Here is a 17813-nt window from a genome sequence, read left to right on the forward strand (position 1 = left end):
TAGTTACGCCGCTTCATTGATTCAATCATTGAACTTTCTTGCAAGCGCAAGCTTCAGGCAGCCTCTGGTTTCCTGCGGCGCGCTGGGGGCCGCGCCGGCTCAGTGGCCACGGCATCAACGGCGATGGGGGCGGCACGGCACGAGGCCACCTTCTGCAGCAGCTCCACCAGGTAGGCCCGCTCGGCGGCCGACAGGATGTCCAGCGCCTGCCGTTCACCCGCCAGCAGGCGGGCCGTGGCCTGGGTCATCAGCTTGCTGGCCTTGGCCGTCAGCTGCAGCCGTTGGGTGCGGCGGTCGGTCTCGCTGCGCAGCCGCTGCACCAGCTGCCGGGCCTCCAGACGGTCCACCCACATGGTGATGTTGGGCGCGGTCACGGCCAGCGCCTTGGCCAGCTGCGCGGCCGAGCCACCGGGGTTTTTCTGGATCAGCGCCAGCATCGTGTACTCCACCGGCCGCAGGTCGAACGGCCGCCCCACGGCTTCCATGAACACGCGGGTGGTGGTGATCGACGCCTGGGCCATCTGGTAGCCCAGCACCTGCTGCAAATCGTCTTCAACCAGCCGGACGTCGGGGCCGACGTCGCCGGGTACTGCCATCTTCTTCGACATGTGGCCCATTGTCCCGCTGGCAGCACCGCTGCCGGATGAGGCCCGCGCAGCAAGCGCTACAGCACCAGCAGCGCCCGGAAGTCGTTGACGTTGGTGAAGGTGGGACCCGGCACCACCAGGTCGCCCAGCGGCGCGAAGAAGTGGTAGGCGTCGTTGCGGTCCAGCACCTCGGCCGCCTTGAGGCCCTGGGCCGTGGCGCGGGCCAGGGTGTCGGGGCTCACGATGGCACCGGCGTTCTCTTCCACGCCGTCGATGCCGTCGGTGTCGGCCGCCAGCACCCACACGCCCGGCTGGCCCTGCAGCGCGATCGCGCAGCCCAGCAGGAACTCGGTGGCCCGGCCGCCGCGCCCGCCCTTGGCCTTGACGGTGACCGTGGTCTCGCCGCCCGAGAGGATGACGCAAGGCCTGGCGAAGGGCTGGCCGTGGCGCGCCACCGCGCGGGCCAGCGCCGCATGCACCTTGCCCACCTCGCGCGATTCGCCTTCGATCTCGTCGCTGAGGATGTGGGCCTCGATGCCCGCCTCGCGCGCCAGCGCCGCCGCCGCTTCCAGGCTTTGCTGCGGCGTGGCGATCATGTGCACCTGGTGGCCGGCAAACCGCGGATCGCCGGGCTTGGGCGTTTCGGCGGCGCCGCTTTCCAGCGCGGCGCGGGCGGCGGCCGGCACCTCGATGCCGTAGCGCTGCAGGATGGCCAGCGCATCGGCGCAGGTGCTGGGGTCGGGCACCGTGGGCCCGCTGGCGATGACGGCGGGCTCGTCGCCCGGCACGTCGCTGATCAGCAGCGTGACCACCTGGGCCGGCGCGCACAGCGCGGCCAGCCGGCCGCCCTTGATGGCCGACAGGTGCTTGCGCACGCAGTTCATCTCGTCGATGGCGGCGCCGCTCTTGAGCAAGGCCTTGTTGATGGCCTGCTTCTCTTCCAGCGTGATGCCTTCGGCCGGCATGGCCAGCAGCGCCGAGCCGCCGCCCGAGATCAGGCACAGCACCAGGTCGTCGGCGGTCAGGCCCTGGGCCAGCTCGTAGATGCGGCCGGCGGCGCGGCGGCCGGCTTCGTCGGGCACCGGGTGCGCAGCTTCCACCACCTCGATGCGGCCGGGCTGGGCCTTGTAGGCCGGCGGCACATGGTCGTAGCGGGTGACCACCAGGCCCGACAGCGGCGCGTCGGCCGGCCACAGCGCATCCACCGCCTGGGCCATCGCCCCGCCCGCCTTGCCGGCGCCGATGACCACCGTGCGGCCCTTGGGCGGCGGCGGCAGAAACGCCTGCGTGGTGTGCAGCGGCAAGGCCCGCTGCACGGCCGCGTCATACAGCGCGCGCAGGAAGCCTCGGGGATCTTGCTGGGGGCGGGGGGTGGTACTCATGCGTCGATTCTGACCGCCCACCGCAGCGGGGCGGGTGCGTAAGACCCGCAGGCCGCGGGCGGAGGACAGGCTGCGGTCACTGGCCTCAGCGGAGGTCGGGGCTGACTTGGTGGTTGGCCATCACCTCCAAGGCCTTGACCAGCGCCGAGTGGTCCAGCTGGTCCCAGCCCTGGGCGGCGGCCACCTGCATCAGCTGCGCGGCGCCCGCGGTCTGCGGTAGCGCCACGCCGATGGCCTTGGCGCCCTGCAGCGCCAGGTTCAGGTCCTTCTGGTGCAGGCCGATGCGGAAGCCCGGGTTGAACGTCCGCTTGACCATGCGCTCGCCATGCACCTCCAGGATGCGGCTAGCCGCGAAGCCGCCCATCAGCGCCTGGCGCACCTTGGCCGGGTCGGCGCCGGCCTTGCTGGCGAACAGCAGCGCCTCGCCCACCGCCGCGATGTTCAGCGCCACGATGATCTGGTTGGCCACCTTGGTGGTCTGGCCGTCGCCGTTGCCGCCCACCAGCGTGATGTTCTTGCCCATCAGCTCGAACAGCGGCTTGACCTTCTCGAACACCGCCGGCTCGCCGCCCACCATGATGGTCAGGCTGGCCGCCTTGGCGCCCACCTCGCCGCCCGACACCGGCGCGTCCAGGTAGTCGCAGCCCAGCGCGTTGATGCGCTGGGCGAAGACCTTGGTCTCGATGGGCGAGATGCTGCTCATGTCGACCACCACCTTGCCCACGCGGCCGTCAGGTCCGCGCTCGCAGGTCGACAAGCCCGCGGCCACGCCGTTTTCGCCGAACAGCACCTTCTCCACGTCGGGCGTGTCGGGCACCATCAAGAAGACGATGTCGGCCTTCTGTGCCACCTCGGTGGCGCTGGCGCAGGCCACGGCGCCGGCCTGCAGCAGCGGCGCCGGCACCTCGCCGCGGGTATGTGCAAACACCGTGTGGTCGGCAGCCAGCAGGTGGCCCGCCATGGGCGCACCCATGATGCCCAGGCCGATGAATCCCAATTTCATGCGTGTCTCCGTGTGAGTGGCCAGCGGTTCACTGGCAGAAGCGCTGGCGCCAGCCCAGGCCGGCTTCGGTGGTGGTCAGCGGCTTGTATTCGCAGCCGATGTGGCCGGCATAACCCAGGCCGTCGATGTGGCGGAAGAGGAAGGCCCAGTTCAGCTCGCCGGTGCCGGGCTCGTGGCGGCCCGGGTTGTCGGCCAGCTGGATGTGGTCTATCCGAGCCAGGTGTTGAGAAAGCGTGGCCGCGATCTCGCCTTCGGTGCGCTGCGCGTGGTAGATGTCGTACTGCACATAGGCATTGGCCGCGGCCACCTCGTCCAGCAGGGCCACCGCATCGTCGGTGCGCTGCAGCCAGAAGCCGGGGATGTCGAAGCGGTTGATCGGCTCCACCAGCAGCTTCAGCCCCGCCTTGTTCAGCTCGGCCGCGGCAAAGCGCAGGTTGTCCACCAGCGTGCGGCGCTGGGTGGCCGCATCCACGCCGGCGGGCGCCTTGCCCACCAGGCAGTTCAGCCGCGGCGTGCCCAGCGCGGTGGCCACGTCGATGGCGCGCATCACGCCGTCGCGGAACTCGGCCTCGCGGCCGGGGTGGCAGGCAATGCCGCGCTCACCGGCGTCCCAGTCGCCGGCGGGCAGGTTGTGCAGCACCAGCTGCAGGCCGTTGGCGTCCAGGCGGCGGCGGATCTCGGCCGTCTCGAAGGCATAAGGAAACAGGAACTCCACCGCGGTGAAGCCGGCCTTGGCGGCCGCCTCGAAGCGGTCGAGGAAGGGCCGCTCGGTGAACAGCATCGTGAGGTTGGCAGCAAACTTGGGCATGCAGGCGCTCCTTGTCTAGACAAGTGGATCGGGTCAGTCGAGCAGGCCCACGGCGGTGGGCGCGTCGGCCGGCGTCAGCGCCAGTTCCTCGAACTCGTTGACCGCGTCGATCTCGGTGCCCATCGCGATGTTGGTCACCCGCTCCAGCATCACCTCGATGACCACCGGCACCTGGAACTCGGCCATCCAGCGCTCGGCCTGCTGGATGGCGGGCTTGATCTCTTCCTGCCGGTGCACGCGGATGGCCTTGCAGCCCAGGCCTTCGACCACCGCCTTGTGGTCCACGCCATAACCCTGCAGCTCGGGCGTGTTGATGTTCTCGAAGCCCAGCTGCACGCAGTAGTCCATGCTGAACCCACGCTGCGCCTGGCGGATCAGGCCCAGGTAGCTGTTGTTCACCACCATGTGGATGTAGGGCAGCTTGAACTGCGCGCCCACGGCCAGCTCCTCGATCATGAACTGGAAGTCGTAGTCGCCCGACAGCGCGACGATGCGGCGCGTGGGGTCGGCCGCCCGCACGCCCAGCGCGGCCGGGATGGTCCAGCCCAGCGGGCCGGCCTGGCCGCAGTTGATCCACTGCCGCGGACCGTACACGTGCAGGAACTGCGCCCCGGCGATCTGGCTCAGGCCGATGGTGGACACGTAGGTGGTGTCACGGCCGAAGTTGTTGTTCATGCACTGGTACACCCGCTGCGGCTTCATCGGCACGGTGTCGAAGTTGGTCTTGCGCAGCAGCGTGCGCTTGCGCTCGCGGCATTCGGCGGCCCAGGCGCGGCGGTCCTTCAGCGTGCCGGCGGCCTGCATCTCGCGCGCCACTTCCACGAACAGCTGCAGCGCCGCCTTGGCGTCGGAGACGATGCCCAGGTCGGGCATGAACACGCGGCCGATCTGCGTGGGCTCGATGTCCACATGCACGAAGGTGCGGCCGCGGGTGTACACCTCGGTGCTGCCGGTGTGGCGATTGGCCCAGCGGTTGCCGATGCCCAGCACGAAGTCGCTGGCCAGCAGCGTGGCATTGCCGTAGCGGTGGCTGGTCTGCAGGCCGCACATGCCGGCCATCAGCGGGTGGTCGTCGGGGATGGTGCCCCAGCCCATCAGCGTCGGGATCACCGGCACGCCGGTGATCTCGGCCAGCTGCACCAGCAGCTCGGACGCATCGGCATTGATGATGCCGCCGCCGGCCACGATCAGCGGCCGCTCGGCCGCCTGCATCATCGCGATGGCTTTTTCCACCTGCTTGCGGCTGGCCGCGGGCTTGTACACCGGCAGCGGCTCGTAGGTGTCGATGTCGAACTCGATCTCGGCCATCTGCACGTCGAACGGCAGGTCGATCAGCACCGGCCCCGGCCGGCCCGAGCGCATCAGGTGGAAGGCCTGCTGGAAGGCACGCGGCACCTGGGCCGGCTCACGCACCGTCACGCTCCACTTGGTCACCGGCTTGCTGATCGACTCGATGTCGACGGCCTGGAAGTCTTCCTTGTACAGCCGGGCGCGTGGCGCCTGGCCGGTGATGCACAGGATGGGAATGCTGTCGGCCTGGGCCGAATACAGCCCGGTGATCATGTCGGTGCCCGCGGGGCCCGAGGTGCCGATGCACACACCGATGTTGCCGGCGCGGGCACGGGTATAGCCCTCGGCCATGTGGGAGGCACCCTCCACATGGCGCGCCAGCACGTGGGCGATGGAGCCCCGCTCACGCAGGCAGGCATACAGCGGGTTGATCGCCGCGCCCGGCACGCCGAAGGCCTGCGAGATGCCTTCCTTCTCCATCACCAGCACCGCCGCCATCGCGGCTTTCATCTTGGCCATTGCATCGTCTCCTGGTTGCTTGGAGGCGATGATTCCGGCCCGCGCCGCCGCGGGGAACGGCAAGCTGGCGATAAGAGCTATTCCGCCGCGGAATGGCCGCGGCGGGGTTCAGCCGGCTCAGCGCGCCGGCATGTGCGCTTCGGTCTGGTCCAGCACCGCCTCGGGGGCGTCGGCTTCCTGCGGCGTTTCGCCGTTCAGGTGCGCCTGCATGCGCTGCATGTCCAGGTCGCCGGTCCACTTGGCCACCACCAGCGTGGCCACGCCGTTGCCGATCAGGTTGGTCAGTGCACGCGCCTCGCTCATGAAGCGGTCGATGCCCAGGATCAGCGCCAGGCCGGCCACCGGCACATGGCCCACGGCCGACAGCGTGGCCGCCAGCACGATGAAGCCCGAGCCGGTGACACCGGCCGCGCCCTTGCTGGTGAGCAGCAGCACCGCCAGCAGCGTGATCTGCTGGGTCAGCGTCATGTCGGTGTTGGTGGCCTGGGCGATGAACACCGCCGCCATCGTCAGGTAGATGGAGGTGCCGTCCAGGTTGAACGAGTAGCCGGTGGGAATGACCAGGCCGACCACCGACTTGCGCGCGCCCAGGTTCTCCAGCTTGGCCATCATGCGCGGCAGCACCGATTCGCTGGACGAGGTGCCCAGCACGATCAGCAGCTCTTCCTTGATGTACTTGATCAGCTTCCACACCGAGAAGCCGTGGAAGCGCGCGATGGCACCCAGCACCACGAAGATGAAGATCAGGCAGGTGGCGTAGAAGGTGGCCATCAGCTGGCCCAGCGACACCAGCGAGCCGATGCCGTACTTGCCGATGGTGAAGGCCATGGCGCCGAAGGCACCGATGGGCGCCACCTTCATGATCATGCCGACGATGCCGAACAGCACGTGCGAGAACTTCTCGATGAAGTCGAACACCAGGGTGCCGCGTCCGCCGAACTTGTGCAGCGCGAAGCCGAACATCACCGCGATCAGCAGCACCTGCAGGATCTCGCCCTTGGCGAACGCATCGACGAAGGTGGTGGGGATGACGTTGAGCAGGAAGTCGACCGTGCCCTGCATCTTGCCGGGTCCGGTGTAGGCAGCGATGCCCTTGGTGTCGAGCGCGCTGACGTCCACGTTCATGCCCGCGCCGGGCTTGACCAGGTTGACGATGACCAGGCCGACCACCAGCGCGAGGGAGCTGACGATCTCGAAGTACAGCAGCGCCAGGCCGCCGGTCTTGCCGACCTTCTTCATGTCCTCCATGCCGGCGATGCCCACCACCACCGTGCAGAAGATGATCGGCGCGATGATCATCTTGATGAGCTTGATGAAGCCGTCACCCAGCGGCTTCATGGCCGCGCCGGTCTCGGGCCAGAAGTGGCCGAGCAGCACGCCGATGACGATGGCGACGATGACCTGGAAGTACAGCGAGCGGTAGAGCGGCTTCTTGGTGGCCTGGGGGTCCATGGCTTGTCTCCTTGGAATGAGGACGAAAGTTCAGCCTCGGAGATAGCAAGCCGGGGACCAAGCCACAGCCATGGCACGGCAGCGCCAAGTGCTTGTTTTGCAAAGGATTTTTTCGAAGCCTGACGCGGACAGTCCGGCCGTCCGGGCCGCCGGGCGACGACCAGCCCGGCCGTCCGGGCTAGCGGAACTCTTCTGCCCGCAGCCCCAGCCGCTTGAGCTTGTCGTACAGCGTCTGCTTGCCGATGCCCAGCGCCTGCGCGGTGGCCACCACGTCGCCGTGCTGGCGGCGCAGCGCATCGGCGATCAGCGTGCGCTCCACATGCTCCAGTTGCATCGCCAGCGTGGCACCGGCGGCAGGCGGCGGCGCGCCTTCGGCGGCCGGCAGGTCGTCGCCGGCCAGGCCCAGCACATGGCGCTCGGCCACGTTGCGCAGCTCGCGCACGTTGCCGGGCCAGGCATGCGACATCAGCGTGGCGGCCTGCGCGGGCGTCAGCGGCGGCGCGGCGCGCTGGAAGCGCTGCTGCGCCGCCAGCGAGAAGTGCTCGAACAGCAGCGGAATGTCCTCGCGCCGCTCACGCAGCGGCGGCAGCTCGATGAAGGCCACGCCGATGCGGTAGTACAGGTCGGCGCGGAAGCGCTGCTGCTCGGCCATCAGCTTCAGGTCTTCCTTGCTGGCGGCCACCACGCGGCAATCCACCGCGATGGGCTTGTTGGAGCCGATGCGCTCGATGCTGCGTTCCTGCAGTGCGCGCAGCAGCTTAACCTGCACCGACATCGGCATGCTCTCGATCTCGTCGAGGAACAGCGTGCCGCCGTGCGCATGCTCGAACTTGCCCACCCGCGCCCGCTGCGCACCGGTGAAGGCGCCGGCCTCATGGCCGAACAGCTCGGTCTCGGCCAGGTTCTCGGGCAGGCCGCCGCAGTTGAGCGCGACGAAGTTCGCCTTGCGGCGCGGGCCATGCTCGTGCAGGCAGCGCGCCACCAGCTCCTTGCCGGTGCCGGTCTCGCCGTAGATCACCACGTCGGCCGAGGTGGCGGCCAGCGCCAGCACCCGCTGGCGCAGACGCTCCATCGCCGGTGAGCGGCCCAGCAGCGTGGCCTCGATGCCCTGGCGCTGCTCCAGCTGCTCGCGCAGCGCCCTCACCTGCAGCGCCAGCCGGCGCTTGTCGGCCGCGCGCCGCACCACCGACACCAGGTGATCGGACGCGAAGGGCTTGCCGATGAAGTCGTAGGTGCCCTCCTGCATGGCCTGCACCGCCATCGCGATGTCGCCATGGCCGGTGATCAGGATCACCGGCAGCTCGGCGTCCAGCGCCTGCAGCTCGCGCTGCCAGTCCAGGCCACTGATGCCGGGCAGCCGCACGTCGCACAGCACCAGCAGCGGCTGGCCGGCCTGCACGCGCGGGCGCGCCGCCTCCACGCTGGCGAAGGCCTCGACCTCGAAGCCGGCCAGCTCCAGCGCCTGGCGGCAGCCGATGCGCACGTCTTCGTCGTCCTCGACGAAGATCACGCGGATGGCGGTGTCGGTCATCGCAAGGCTCCCGGGGTGCAGGCGCATCATGCCGTGTGGCTGGGCCGCAGCGGCAGCAGCAGCACGAAAGCCGCGCCGCCTTCGGGCCGGTTGAGGCCAGCCAGGCTGCCGCCCAGCTCACGCGCGATGTGGGCCGAGATCATCAGCCCCAGGCCCAGGCCGGCACCGGCCGGCTTGGTGGTGGCGAAGGGTTCGAACAGCCGCGGCAGCATGTCGGGCGCGATGCCCGGGCCGCTGTCGGCCACGGTGATGCGGCCGCGGCCGTCGGCGATCACCGCCTCGAAGCGCAGCCGGCGTTCGGCCGATCCGGCCATCGCGTCGATGGCATTGCCCAGCAGGTTCACCAGCACCTGCTCCAGCCGCGGCTCCTCGGCCATCACCGTCAGCGCAGGCGGGTCGATGTGGGGCTCGAAGTCGATGCCTGCCGAACGCAGCCGCGGCTGCACCTGCAGCAGCGCGCCCTGCAGCACCCGCTGCACCGGCACTGGCACGGCCAGCGGCGGCGCCTTGTGCGCAAAGCCCTTGAGCTGCTGCGTCAGCCGGCCCACCCGGTCCACCAGCTGGCCGATGCGGGCCAGGTTCCACTTCAGGTCCTCGGGCTTGTCGCGTTCCAGCAGCACCACCGCGTTGTCGGACAGCGTGCGCAGCGCGGCCAGCGGCTGGTTCAGCTCATGCACGATGCCGGCCGACATCTGGCCCAGCGCGGCCATCTTGCCGGCATGCAGCAGCTCGTTCTGCGCGGCGCGCAGCTCGGCGGTGCGTTCTTCCACCTTGGTTTCCAGGCTGTCGCGCGCGGCCTTGAGCACCACCTGCAGCGCCGCCTGGTTGGCCATGCGCTGGCGCAGCGTGCGGCGGCGCAGCCAGAAGATCAGCAGCGCCATCAGCGCCACCAGGCTGGCCATGCCGGCGGCCAGCGCCAGCGTGCGCGCCTGGTCCACCACCGGCCACAGCTCGTCCAGCACGTAGACGCGCCAGCCGGTGCGCGGCATCAGCCGCTGCGAGACGGCGTACTGCGTGCCGCCCAGCACCACCACCTCGGTGGGGCCGGCGCCTTCGGTCGGGCGCGGCTGCCAGTCGATGGGCACCAACGTGGCGTTGCCATAAGGGCGGCTGCGGTCGATCTCGGCCCGCGCGGCCTCGGACAGCGGCTGCAGCGGCCGGAAGCGCCACACGTCCTGGGTGCTGAGCACCACCACGCCGTGCTGGTCCACCACCATCACCTGGCCGGGCAGGCGCCGCCAGGCGGCCTCGGCATCGGCCAGCCGCACCTTCACGGTGGCCAGGCCCAGCGGCTTGTTGTGGCGCGTCAGCCCATACGAGAGGTAGTAGCCCGGGCGCCGGCTGGTGACGCCCACGCCATAGAAGCGGCCCTTGCCCTCGGCCAGCGCCGATCGCACGTACGGCCGGAACGAGAGGTCGTGCCCCACCGGCGTGCCGGGCTGGTCCCAATCGGCGCCGGCCAGGGCCACGCCACGGCGGTCGACCACGTACAGCATGTCGGCGCCAGCGGTGGCGTTGATGCCGCGCAGGGTGCGGTTCACCTCGTCGCGCAGGGCGGTGTCGTCGGGGCGCTCCAGCAGGTCGAGCACGCTGGGCGTCATCTCCAACAGCGAAGGCAGGTAGTCGAAGCGCGCCACCTCGGCTTCCAGCGTGCTGGCGATCATGTCCAGCCGGTGCTGGGCCGCATCGTCCAGCCGCTGCAGCGCGGCACGGCGGCCGGCCGCATGCGCGCCCAGCGCTGCGGCGGCCACCAGGGCCACGGCCAGCAGCACCGTCAACAACAGGGCAAAGGAACGCAGGCGCTTCACGGCGGGAAACAGGGTGACGAAGGGACGGACGAACGCAGGGGCTGGCGGGCGCGAATGCTAACTGCCCGGGCCGGCGCGCCCCGGTGCCACGCTACCCGGGTTGCGAGAGCTCACACCTGCGTACAAACCGAAGCGCAGCCCCGGTCGGCAAGCGGCAGGCCCGGGGCGTTGAAGGGGTGCATGACACAGGAGATGGACATGGACACCCGCACGAAGGCCCCTTCCCGCCGCGCACGCGCCGCGGCCTGCGTGGCATTGCTGGCGGCGGGCCTGCTGGGCGGCTGCGCGGTGTACGCCCCACCGCCGCCGGCCTACGACCCTTACGGCGGTGCCGTGGTGGTGGGTCCGCCGGTGGCGGTGGCGCCCTACCCCGGCGCGATCTGGATCGAAGGCGGCTGGGTCTGGCGCGGCGGCCACCGCGAGTGGGCGCCCGGCCGCTGGGACCGCGGGTACGGCCGGGGCTGGCGCCGGTGAATGGGGCACCCGGCTTCACGGGTACGTGAAGCCACCCGCCGAGCGGGTCCGGGCCCGCTTGGGAGCGGCCCGGCGCTGGGCCCGGGGGGATGGGGCACCCGGCTTCACGGGTACGTGAAGCCACCCGCCGAGCGGGTCCGGGCCCGCTTGGGAGCGGCCCGGCGCTGGGCCCCGGGGGGGATGGAGCACCCGGCTTCACGGGTACGTGAAGCCACCCGCCGAGCGGGTTGCGCGGCCGCCTTCGGAGCGGCCGGGCGGCGGCCGCGGGGGCACCCGGCTTCACGGGTACGTGAAGCCACCCGCCGAGCGGATCGTCAAACTGGCTGGAGCCTCCCTCTTGGAGGGAGGCTGGAGGGTGCGGTCGAACATGCTGGAGCCCCCTCGCGGAGGGGGCTCGGGGGAGCCGTGCGGAGAGCCGCAGGCTAGGAGGCTGGGCGGCCCCGCCGCGCAGCCTCCTAGACGGATCTTGGCCGCGGCGGCGCCACCGGCGCCAGCGTGGCGCGCAGGCGGTCCTGGGCGCTTTGCTCTTCGGCCGCGTGCTGGCCGATCGACGACTCGACGTTGCCGATGTGGTCCAGCATCAGGCGCTCGGCTTCGTCCACCTGGCCCTCGGCCAGCGCCGCGACGATGCGCTCATGGTCTTCGCAGGAGGCCATCGCCTCGTGGCTGCTTTGGTAGAGCGTTGCCACCAGCGTGGTGCGGGCCGTCAGGTCGCGCAGCATGTCGGCCAGCAGCCGGTGGCCCAGGCACTCGGCCAGGCACACATGGAAGTCGGCCAGCATGAAGGCCCGGGTGGCCGGGTCGGCGCCTTCGATGGCGGCCTTCTCGTCCTCGATGTGGCGGCGCAGCCGGCCCAGCACATGCTGCAGCGGCCGGCCCTCGGTCTGCCGCAGGATGCCCGCCTCCACCGCACGGCGGGCCGAGAAGGCGTCGCGCGCCTCTTCGATCGAGGGCTCAACCACGTACCAGCCCTTTCGGCTGCGCACCTCCACGAAGCCACGCGCCTGCACCTGCATCAGCGCCTCGCGCACCAGCGTGCGGCTGACGTCGAACAGCTCGGCCAGGTCCTGCTCGCCCAGCCGTTCGCCGGGCTTGAGCTTTTGCGCCAGGATCGATTCGACGATGCGCTCGGCGATGGCGGACTGGCTGTTGCTGGAGGACATGGCGCGGCACTCTAGCGCAGCGCGGGTTGTGCTGCCGGCACCGCCGCCAGCGCGGCGGCCGCGGCGGCATCATCGGCCATCGGCGGCACGGCCTCGCCGTTCAACACCGCATGGGCACGCTCGCGGTCGATGTCGCCCTCCCATGCGGCGATGGCCACCGTGGCCACGCAGTTGCCGATCAGGTTGCCCAGCGCCCGGGCGATGCCCATGAACCAGTCCACCGACAGCACCAGCACCAGGCCGATGGCCGGGATGGCGGGAATGGCATGCAGCGTGGCCGCCAGCACCACGATGGCCGAGCCCGGCACACCGTGCGCGCCCTTGCTGGTGACCAGCGAGATGGCCAGGATGGTGAGCAGGTCGCTGGTGGTGATCGGCGTGTTGGTGGCCTGCGCGATGAACACCGCCGCCAGCGTGATGTAGATCGAGAACGCGTCCAGGTTGAACGAGTAGCCGGTGGGAATCACCAGGCCCACGGTGCTGTCTCGGATGCCCATGCGCTTGAGCTTGGCCATGATCTGCGGCAGCACGCTGTCGGACGAGGTGGTGGCCAGCACCACGGCCAGCTCTTCACGCAGGTAGCGCAGCAGCTTGATCAGGCTGAAGCCCGAGACCCGCATGATCAGCCCCAGCACGCCGAACACGAACACGAACACCGCGCCGTAGAACAGCGCCACCAGCATGCCCAGCTGCTTGAGCGAGCCCATGCCGTACTTGCCCACGGTGAACGCGATGGCGCCCAGCACGCCCAGCGGCGCCAGCTTGATGATCAGGCCCATGATCTTGAACATCACCTGGCCCAGGTCGTCGATCAGGCCGGCCACGGCCTGGCCCCGCTCGCCCAGCAGCGACAGGGCGCAGCCGAACAGGATGGCGAACAGCAGCACCTGCAGCACGTCGCCGGTGGCAAACGCGTTGACCACCGTGGTGGGAATGAGCTTGAGCGCGAACTCGGTGAAGCCGCCGCCGGTGAGCTTGCTGGCGTTGTCGGCATAGGCGCTCATGGCCTTGGCATCCAGCGTGGACGGGTCCACGTTCATGCCCACGCCGGGCTGAAACCACCACGCCAGCAGCAGGCCCAGCGCCAGCGCCACGCCGGTCACCAGCTCGAAGTAGATCAGCGACTTGATGCCGACGCGGCCCACGCGCTTGAGGTCGCCGGCGCCGGCGATGCCGTGCACGACCACGCAGAACACGATGACCGGGATCAGCATCTTCACCAGCTTGATGAAGCCATCGCCCAGCGGCTTGAGCTGCACCGCCGTGGCGGGCAAGAAGTAGTTGGCCCTGCGAAATCCATTTCCAGCGTGCCGACACGGCCATGTGATCGCAAGAGCGGCAGCGGTCACGGCTCCAGCGCGACTTCAGCGCAGGAGACTGGATGACGCAGCACTTCCGCCATGGCCGCCGCATACAGCGCCATCGCGGACAAGGCCAACAAAACGCCACCCAGGCCCAGCCGGGCGATGGCCCGCAGCAGCCAGCGGATGTTGAAGCCCGCCGCGCACAGCACCGCATGCAGCGCGTCGCCTTCCGCGCCCTTGAGCCAGCACCGGTCCATCCGGTGGTCGGCCTTGGTGTGGCCGATCAACGGTTCGATGGCCTGTCTGCGCTTCAACCAAGTCCGCTGCCTGGGGCTGAGCGACTTGAACTTGCCGCGGTGGATCACCTCCACCGGCGCCACGTCCTTGTCCACGCCCCGGTAGCCCAGGTCCACGATGGCGGCGGTGGGCTTGACGCCGATGTCCTGCAGCAGGTTGGTGGTCTGCTCGATCTGCGCGGCCAGCGTGTGGCCGTCGTACGGGTTGCCTGGGAAGCTGCGCGCGCCCACCATCAGGCCGTGCTGGTGGGTGACGGCTAGGCTCACCTTCACGCCGAACTCGTAGGGCTGGCGGGCCTTGCCCTTGCCGATGCACTCGGCCTCCGGTGCGTGCAGGGCATACAGCTTGTTCTTGTCCTTGGGCCGCTGCCGGTGGATGCGCTCGGCGCGCTCAACCCAGGTGTCCAAACTGGCGCGGGTCTCGTCGGCCAGGCCGCCCATCTTGCGGCGCACCTCGCGCAGCAGTCGGCCCAGGATCGTGCGCTGGCGCTTGAGCACGGCCCGCAGCCGCTTGAACTGCTTGGCATGGGCATAACCGCCCGCGCGCCGTCGCAGCGTCTGGCCCTCGTGCTGGTGGGTCTGCTTGAGCTGGATGCCCGCGCGCTTGGCCAGCCGGGCGATCTTCTCGCGCGCCAGCTCCAGCAGCCGGCTGTCGGTGGGGTGGGCGATGGCCTTGCTCTGCACGGTGGAGTCCACGATCACGCGCTCGAACTCGGTCTTCTTGACTGCGCCCATGGCCACCGCCGCCTCGATGGTGGTCTTGAGCAACTGCTCGACACCGGCCTCGCCCAGCACCCGACGGAAGCGGCTGATCTGCGCCGGGTCACAGGGCAGGCGCGGCTCAAAGTAGACCTGCCCGCTGAAGAACTGGAAGTACACGTCCTGCGACCAGCGCACGACCACCGACTCGTCGCTCTCGTTGTAGGCGTGCTTGAGGTACAGCAGCGCCACCATCAGCCGGATGGGCAAACGCGGGCGGCCGGCGTTGCTGACGCCGGCACCGGCCACCGCCAGGCTGGGGCCGAACAGGTCAGAGCCTTCCACCGGCCGGCCCTTGCGATCCCGGTGCGCGAACACCGGCGCCAGCGAAGCCTCGATCTGCGCCCACGGCATGCGCGTGGCCAGCACCGCCAGCGCGTGGCGCAGGTCGATCATCTGATCGAGCCGGGCGCGAAAGAAGTCGTCGGTGGCCATCGGTGGTGACTCCAGAACTCCCAGAAACCGACGTCCATTGGAATGCTTCCCGGGAGACTTCACCATCGGAAATCACCCGAAAGTCGTTTCAGGACAACGACTTGGGAGCTTTGCAGGGCCGACGAAGTAGCCGAGCAGCACGCCGGCGACGAGGGCCAGCACCACCTGGCCGAACAAGGAACGGAAGAACCGAGGCATCACCACTCTCCAAAGCACTGAGAAGGACCGGACAAACTGGACGACATCGCTTGTATGCAAGCAATGTAGTCAAGCAAGAGCCGTGCGCGATGCTCGCAAACCCGAAGTGGTGCGCCGGCTTACAGTCGGCCGATGGACCGCATCACCGGCATTCAGCTGTATCTCCGGGTGGTGGAGACGGGCAGCTTCAGCAAGGCCGCCACCGATCTGGGCGTGACCCAGCCCACCGCCACCAAGCATGTGGCGGCGTTGGAAACCCAACTTGGTGCGCGGCTGCTCCATCGCAGCACACGCGGCGTCACACCCACCGAAGTGGGGCAGCTGTACTACGACAAGTGCAAGCGCATCGCGCTGGAGCTGGAAGAGGCCGGCAATCTGGCCACGCTGCTGCAAAGCGGTGTCGGCGGCATGCTGCGCGTCAGCTGCTCGGTGGCCTTCGGCCGCCGGGTGCTGGTGCCGCTGACGCTGCGCTTCATGCGCGAGCACCCCGGCATCACGCTGGACCTGAGCTTCGACGATCGCTACGTCAACCTGGTGGAGCAAGGCATCGACGTGGCGGTGCGCATGGGCCGGCTGGCCGACAGCACGCTGGGCGCGCGCTATCTGGGCGTGAACCCGTGGGCGCTGGTGGCGGCGCCGCCGCTGATCGAGCGCCGCGGCGCCCCCGCCGAGCCGCAGGCCCTGGCCGCCGAGGACTGCCTGGTGTACAGCAGCGTGATGGGCGACGACCGCTGGCAGTTCCGCGCGCCGGACGGCAGCACGGTGGTGGTGCCGGTCAGGGGCCCGCTGCGCAGCAACAACCTGTCGGCCGTGCTGGCCGCCTGCCGCGCCGGCCTGGGCTTTGCCGCCCTGCCCTGGTACGTGGCCGGCCCTTCGGTGCAGGCCGGCGATCTGCAGGTGCTGCTGCCCGCCTACGAGCTGCCCTCACAGGAGATGCACGCGGTGTTTCCGTCACCGCGGCTGGTACCGGCCAAGGTGCGCAGCTTCATCGACTTTCTGCAGCAGCAGTTCACCGCCGAGCGCTGGTGGGAGCTCGGCGGCCGTTGATCAGCGGCAGTGGATCAACGACAGGTGAAGCTGCTGGCGCTGTCGATCGGGCCGGCGCCGTCGTAGTGGGCCTGCTGGGGGTACGGGCACAGCGGCCGGGTGCGGCCGGGCCAGGGCGTGGCAGGTCCGGCGCTGGCAACGATGCGGTCGGGCACCTCGCCCTTTTCCACCCAGGCCACCAGCGGCGTCAGCGCGTCGTAGAGGTCGGTGGAAGGCCCGCCCGAGTTGCTGCAGTGGTTCATGCCCGGCACCAGGTACAGCCGCGCGAAGTTGCGCGTGGCCTCGGCCCCGCCCTGCGCGGCCTGCAGCCGCTGGTAGTAGTCGATGCTGTCGTTGGCCGAGAAGATCGCGTCGCTGACGCCATGCACCAGCAGCATCTTGCCGCCGCGGTTGCGGAAGGCCGCCACGTCGGTGGAGGTGGTGTTGTAGATCGCCGCATAGGCGTCCAGGCGCGCCGGGTCGGTGTCGAAGTTGAAGGCCATGTAGTCGAAGGCCGGGTCGGGCGGCGTGAAGAACTCCAGCCGCATCGCGTCGGCCGCGATCAAGGTGGCATTGCGCGCATTGGGCGTGGTGGTGGTGCTGGTGCCCAGCTTCCAGTTGCGCCAGTCGGCCCCGGCGATGCCGGCGTCCCACGGCCAGCTGGCATAGAGCGACTGGCCGGCGCTGTTCTTCGGGCCGGCGAAGTCCTTCTTCAGCGCCGTCACCTGCGCGGCGGTCAGGCAGCTGTCGGTCTTGGCGCCGGTGCATTGCAGCACCGCGGGGTCGAAGCTGCAGGCCGCCGGGTTGGCGTGGATGATGCCGTCGGCCGCGCGGTCCAGCGTGTCGCAGCGCTGCAGCACCGCGTTGGACACCAGCTTCAGGTCGGCGTCCGACAAGGCCTGGCTGAGCACCGGCGACACCGCGCTGTAGCTGATCAGGCCCCACACCGAGGCCATGCTGGCCTCCCGCGCCACCTTGATGGCCGGCGCATTGGCGGCGATGCCGTCGAAGTAGTCCGGAAAGCGCTGCGGAAACAGCATCGCCTGCCGGCCGCCGCCCGAGCAGCCCACGAAGTACGAGCGATCGGGCTTGCGGCCATAGGCGGTGTTGATCAGCGACTTGGCCGTCACCGTCACCACGTCGTAGGCGTTGTAGGCATGGTCGATGCGTGCCTGTGGATCGAGGCCGAAGCTGGCGCTGGTGCCCTGGTGGCCGCCGTCGGTGCTGACCACCGCGAAGCCCTGCGCCAGCGCGCCGGTCTTGAGGCCGGCGATCGAGCCGCCACCCGCCAGCGAGCCCAGTGCATCGCGCACCACGCCGTCGTTGCCGCCACCGCCCTGGAACATGAAGCGGCCGTTCCAGGCCATCGGCAGCCGCAGCTGGAAGCCGATGTAGTAAGGCAGCCCGTCGGCGCCGGTGCGCTCGTTCATGCGGCCGTTGAGCACGCAGTGAGCCGGCTGCGGATTACCGCCCACCACGGTGCCCGCCGCCACGGCAGTGGCGGTGAGCGTCATGCCGGCGGGTGCGCGTGCGGGCATGGCGGCGCAGTCCACCGCCAGCGCGGTCTCGGCCGGCGGCGCGGCTGGGGTGTCGTCATCGCTGCCGTTGCAGGCAGCGGTCAAACCAACCAGCGCGCAGGCCGCGCTCACGGTGGCCGTGATGCGCAGGCCGCAGGCGCGCGCCGACGCCAAGGGGGCACGGGGCATGTCTTGTCTCCAGGATGTGGTTGTGGCCGCAGTGTGGAAGCGGCCTCCTGGTCGCGCTGTCCGCCGCGATGG

Annotated in this window: 14 protein-coding genes; 2 read left to right on the forward strand and 12 right to left on the reverse strand. The window is 69.8% G+C overall.

From position 1 onward, the window contains the following. Positions 1-53 precede the first annotated feature (53 nt). From MW290_RS26580 to MW290_RS26615, 8 genes are all read right to left on the reverse strand, one after another. A complete protein-coding gene (locus tag MW290_RS26580; protein WP_250197356.1) occupies positions 54-608 on the reverse strand; it encodes a MarR family winged helix-turn-helix transcriptional regulator in 555 nt (184 codons plus the stop codon). A 56-nt stretch (positions 609-664) separates the two neighbouring features. Then, positions 665-1969 (reverse strand): glycerate kinase type-2 family protein, encoded by a 1305-nt coding sequence (locus tag MW290_RS26585; protein ID WP_250197357.1) that lies wholly within the window; start codon positions 1967-1969, stop codon positions 665-667. 85 nt (positions 1970-2054) lie between these two features. Then, the gene (glxR, locus tag MW290_RS26590) at positions 2055-2996 is read right to left on the reverse strand and encodes a 2-hydroxy-3-oxopropionate reductase (protein WP_259373509.1); all 942 of its coding nucleotides are present in this window, start codon (positions 2994-2996) and stop codon (positions 2055-2057) included. 4 nt (positions 2997-3000) lie between these two features. Beyond that, positions 3001-3780 (reverse strand): hydroxypyruvate isomerase, encoded by a 780-nt coding sequence (gene hyi, locus MW290_RS26595; RefSeq protein WP_250197360.1) that lies wholly within the window; start codon positions 3778-3780, stop codon positions 3001-3003. Between the two features lie 33 nt (positions 3781-3813). Continuing rightward, positions 3814-5589: a glyoxylate carboligase gene (gcl, locus tag MW290_RS26600; protein WP_250197362.1), complete on the reverse strand. Its 1776-nt coding sequence runs from the start codon at positions 5587-5589 to the stop codon at positions 3814-3816. A 117-nt stretch (positions 5590-5706) separates the two neighbouring features. Then, positions 5707-7041: a dicarboxylate/amino acid:cation symporter gene (locus tag MW290_RS26605; protein WP_250197363.1), complete on the reverse strand. Its 1335-nt coding sequence runs from the start codon at positions 7039-7041 to the stop codon at positions 5707-5709. A gap of 178 nt (positions 7042-7219) precedes the next feature. Next, positions 7220-8572: a sigma-54-dependent transcriptional regulator gene (locus MW290_RS26610; protein WP_250197364.1), complete on the reverse strand. Its 1353-nt coding sequence runs from the start codon at positions 8570-8572 to the stop codon at positions 7220-7222. Positions 8573-8598: 26 nt separating this feature from the next. Then, positions 8599-10380, reverse strand: a complete 1782-nt coding sequence (locus MW290_RS26615) for a sensor histidine kinase (RefSeq protein WP_250197366.1) — start codon at positions 10378-10380, stop codon at positions 8599-8601. 198 nt (positions 10381-10578) lie between these two features. Here MW290_RS26615 and MW290_RS26620 point away from each other — a divergent pair, with 198 nt between their 5' ends. Beyond that, complete coding sequence (locus MW290_RS26620) at positions 10579-10854, forward strand: hypothetical protein (RefSeq protein WP_250197367.1); 276 nt, start codon at positions 10579-10581, stop codon at positions 10852-10854. A 455-nt stretch (positions 10855-11309) separates the two neighbouring features. Here MW290_RS26620 and MW290_RS26625 read toward each other — a convergent pair whose 3' ends face one another. From MW290_RS26625 to MW290_RS26635, 3 genes are read right to left on the reverse strand one after another with little or no spacing between them, the layout of a single operon-like run. Continuing rightward, positions 11310-12017 (reverse strand): GntR family transcriptional regulator, encoded by a 708-nt coding sequence (locus MW290_RS26625; protein WP_250197368.1) that lies wholly within the window; start codon positions 12015-12017, stop codon positions 11310-11312. A gap of 11 nt (positions 12018-12028) precedes the next feature. Continuing rightward, positions 12029-13345 carry a C4-dicarboxylate transporter DctA gene (locus tag MW290_RS26630; RefSeq protein WP_375142975.1) on the reverse strand — a complete coding sequence of 439 codons (1317 nt, stop codon included), beginning with the start codon at positions 13343-13345 and terminating at the stop codon, positions 12029-12031. A 17-nt stretch (positions 13346-13362) separates the two neighbouring features. Beyond that, on the reverse strand, positions 13363-14811 hold the full coding sequence (locus MW290_RS26635) for an IS5 family transposase (RefSeq protein WP_250196100.1): 1449 nt from the start codon (positions 14809-14811) through the stop codon (positions 13363-13365). A gap of 330 nt (positions 14812-15141) precedes the next feature. Between MW290_RS26635 and MW290_RS26640 the strand changes: the two genes are divergently transcribed. Then, on the forward strand, positions 15142-16056 hold the full coding sequence (locus MW290_RS26640; protein WP_250197371.1) for a LysR family transcriptional regulator: 915 nt from the start codon (positions 15142-15144) through the stop codon (positions 16054-16056). Between the two features lie 14 nt (positions 16057-16070). Here the strand turns inward: MW290_RS26640 and MW290_RS26645 are convergent, their stop codons facing one another. Then, positions 16071-17741 (reverse strand): tannase/feruloyl esterase family alpha/beta hydrolase, encoded by a 1671-nt coding sequence (locus MW290_RS26645; protein ID WP_250197373.1) that lies wholly within the window; start codon positions 17739-17741, stop codon positions 16071-16073. Positions 17742-17813: the final 72 nt, after the last annotated feature.

This window comes from Aquincola tertiaricarbonis (genome assembly GCF_023573145.1).
GTDB lineage: Bacteria > Pseudomonadota > Gammaproteobacteria > Burkholderiales > Burkholderiaceae_C > Aquincola > Aquincola tertiaricarbonis_B.